This window comes from Pseudomonas sp. JL2 (genome assembly GCF_031570495.1).
In the GTDB taxonomy this organism is placed as follows: Bacteria; Pseudomonadota; Gammaproteobacteria; order Pseudomonadales; family Pseudomonadaceae; genus Aquipseudomonas; species Aquipseudomonas rhizophila.
In genome coordinates this window covers 1-3,213 of sequence record NZ_JAKUDH010000055.1, presented here as the reverse complement: position 1 = coordinate 3,213, position 3,213 = coordinate 1, and the positions used below count along the sequence as shown (strand labels likewise).

Annotated in this window: 1 protein-coding gene and 2 pseudogenes; 1 reads left to right on the top strand and 2 read right to left on the bottom strand. The window is 59.7% G+C overall.

The annotated features are described in order from the left end of the window. A pseudogene (locus MKS85_RS28645) lies at positions 1–1,787 on the bottom strand (hypothetical protein); the annotation flags it as partial. A 455-nt stretch (positions 1,788–2,242) separates the two neighbouring features. Between MKS85_RS28645 and MKS85_RS28640 the strand changes: the two are divergent. Continuing rightward, positions 2,243–2,608, top strand: coding sequence for a DUF6124 family protein (locus tag MKS85_RS28640; RefSeq protein ID WP_188250897.1), 366 nt, complete (start codon positions 2,243–2,245; stop codon positions 2,606–2,608). Positions 2,609–2,774: 166 nt separating this feature from the next. Here MKS85_RS28640 and MKS85_RS28635 read toward each other — a convergent pair. Continuing rightward, positions 2,775–3,213 (bottom strand): annotated as a pseudogene (locus tag MKS85_RS28635) (hypothetical protein); the annotation flags it as partial.

Here is a 3,213-nt window from a genome sequence, read left to right as displayed (position 1 = left end):
TGAAATTGCGCGTCACGCACTTGCATCGACGCCTCGGCCATGCCGTTACGCCCACGGACGGTCAGCACGCGACCGACCTCGGCGCTGGGGGTGGGGTAGGTGATCACCGGTTTGCGCATGGGTGTGGCAACCGTGAAGGTCCTTTGCGCAGGCGGTGAGGGTTGCTGGGCGGCGGTCTGGATCAGGGTCGCGGTGTGGGTGACCTCGGGGGCAAACGGCTCGGTGCGCCGGAAACTCCAGGTGCCATTGTTGTTCTCGACGGGGTGTTCGGTGGCGCTGTCACTGAATGTGAGTGTCAGCACCGCCTCCGGCCAGCAGGTGCCACTGAGGTTGGGCGAGAGACCATTTTCCACGGGCACGTTCATGACCGGTGCCAGCGGTGGGATGGTGACCTCGATTTCCTGCCAGGTTGGCGATTCCTGACCATCCTTGAATTGTCTGATTTTAACCTTGCGCTTGAACGTCGGCCCCCACTCCGCCGAGGCGGGGCTCGACCACACACCGCCGGACACCGTCCTTTCGGGGGCCGCTGGTGAGTCGTCGGGATTCAGAATCTTCACCGTCGCACCGTTGAAACCTTTACCCGAGAACACGGGCCGGTAGACCGGTGTGTAGGTGATATCGGTCGGGTCTGGAAGTCTCAGGTTGACCGGGAACGTGTACGGCTGCGAGTCAATCCAGCCATTGTCACCGTCGGGAAACCGCTGGACAGCCCTCAAGCTGTAAGAACCAAATGGCCAATTTGTTGCGGTTGTGTTCCAGCTGCCTCCGTTCACCGGCACAGGGCCCGGCGCTGGGGCATCAGGCCCACTGACGACCGTGATCTGGACGGTTGAACCGGTGTAGCCGCTGCCTTCGAACTTCACCGAGGTGTCTGTCGGTGTGGTGACGGTGACGGCGGTCAACTTGGGGGGGCGCACTTTAAACGCCTGGGCAGTACTCAGTCCCGACGGGATGGTCTGATAGGTTTGTTCCGCCACCAACGAAATCGTCCCTGGCCGCACTTGCACGTCGACATTCCAGGAACCGTTCGCCTCTACCCTGCCTGGAGGACCGACCGGATCACCGATGACATCGAGCCTTACTTCGACGCTGGCGCCCGGCCTCCCGTGTGTTCCGTATACAGTGAAACCCATCTCTTGAATGGCGGTGGACGCGGTGATGACCGGTGGCCCCATCACTTCGAAAGATAAGTAATTGGTGTAACTGAGAACCGGGCTGCTCTGCACTTTGTATTCGGCCCGCACCGTATAAGTTTTACTGGACAATGGCACCGATGGCCTGACTTCCCATGTTGTCTCTGGCCCTACGGCAGTCATCGAAGCCAATTCAGTTGTGCCGTCGAGTACTCTGATGCCCATGCCGGGATCAATCGGAGTTTCACCCGGAAAGCAAACCCCTCCGAAAACAACCTGAGCGGGATTCAAAAAACCGGCCGATTGGGGCTTGGTTAGGGTGGTTGGACGCCTGACAACGGTCTTTGGCCGCGTTATTCCATGTGCAGTTTGGGCGGCGACGTACCTTAAGTCCGACTCGTTTCGCATGGCGGCGTGCACCGTCCAGCTACCGTCACTATTGACATCGTAACCCGCGCCCAGGCTCTCGGCCGTGCTGGCATCCAGAATCATTACGCCAATGCCGGGTCTGGCGCCGACACCTGAAACAAGAAATGTTGATTCTGGGATATAACCCGACGGAGACAAGATTTGAAACGCAGGATCATGAGTCTCCATGTCCTGTGTGTTTTCGCCAGACTCGTCGTTTTCAGTATCGTCGTCAGTGTCCATGACGCACTCCGTAGTTTCTGGTTAACAGGCTGGCGATATGACTAGTTCGGTCGTGGGCTCATTGAATATCCATCTCGCGAATCTAAACACCTGTTAGTTCTGACAGTGCCGACGAGTGGCGGGGGCCCCGGTGCAGGAAAATTCGGGTGACTACAGCGCCTTGCGCAACGGACTACAGATCCGCCAGAATCCGCCGGCTTGTGCGCCTTGGCCTTGCCCCGTAATTTGATTCGTGTCGCTGACAACCAGCGATCGGGTTTAGTCGCCCGGTAATGAAGTGATGTGCACAAGCGTCATCCAGTCGGGCTCCCCTATCCCCGCACTTGATGGTGGCTGTTCGCAGGGCGCTCTCGGGCGCGCCGGTTTCACTTCTCACCGGTCGACTAACCTGCGTCCAGCCGCCACCCATCGTTTAGTCGCGAACCGGGTGGCAGCGCTATCAAAGAGAAGTGAATATGATCAAGCCAACACCCAATCCCCCGAAAACCGATTCACAACCCGCTCACAAAACCCTCGACACCAAAAAGCTCGACAAAGCCGCGCAAAAAGCCCTGGACCACTACCTCAAGCCCAACGCGGACAAACCGGACAAACCCGAACGACAACTCGACTACTTCATCGTCGCCCCCGACGCCGACCCCGAAGGTATGCTCGCCCACACCTACGAAACCTTCTGCTCGGTAAGCACGCTGATTCTGGATTTATCGGAAGACCTGGAAGGCGCCCCGCGCAACCTGGCCCTGGCGATTCACCAGATGGGCGAGATGGGCGTGTTGTTGCTGGAGAAGTTGCTGGATAACGAGGCGAAGGTTCAGCGCTAAGGCAACTCTGGAGCTGCCGAAGGCTCGGGCCGCGTTCGGACGATCTTTCGTTCAGGACTCAATCGTCTGGAAAAAGATCGCAACCTCGTTGCACTCGGCAGCGCCTACAGGTGTCACGTTTAGGGAACGTATCGGACATCAAACCGATGCCGACAACGCCTGGCAACTAATGAGGCCGAACCTCAAAGCGCCCGCTCTCAACCCAATCGGAGGCCGTCGCGCCGTCCGCCGTGTCGGTGATGGTTTGCCTGAACCGGCACCAGTTGCCGCCAGCGGCCAGCGATTGCGACGCCCCGCCCTGCCAACCACTGGAGGCAACGGGGAGGCCCGCCGCCCACACCTGATCCGGATTGAACCAGCTCACCACTCGCCCAACACCCGGTCTTCCCTCGCCTTCGAAGCGAACCGGGTTGTCGACCCAACCTCCGACCACGGGCACGTCGATGGAAGGCTGATAGGTGCCCAGTACCACCGACCGCGCCGGCGAATCGGCGGAATCAAAACCCTCGCTCGACGCCACGGCCATCAGACCGTAGAGGCCGCCGGGTTGATCGAACTCCACCGTCACCGACCAGGTGCGATCCTCCAGCACCGGGCTACTGCCC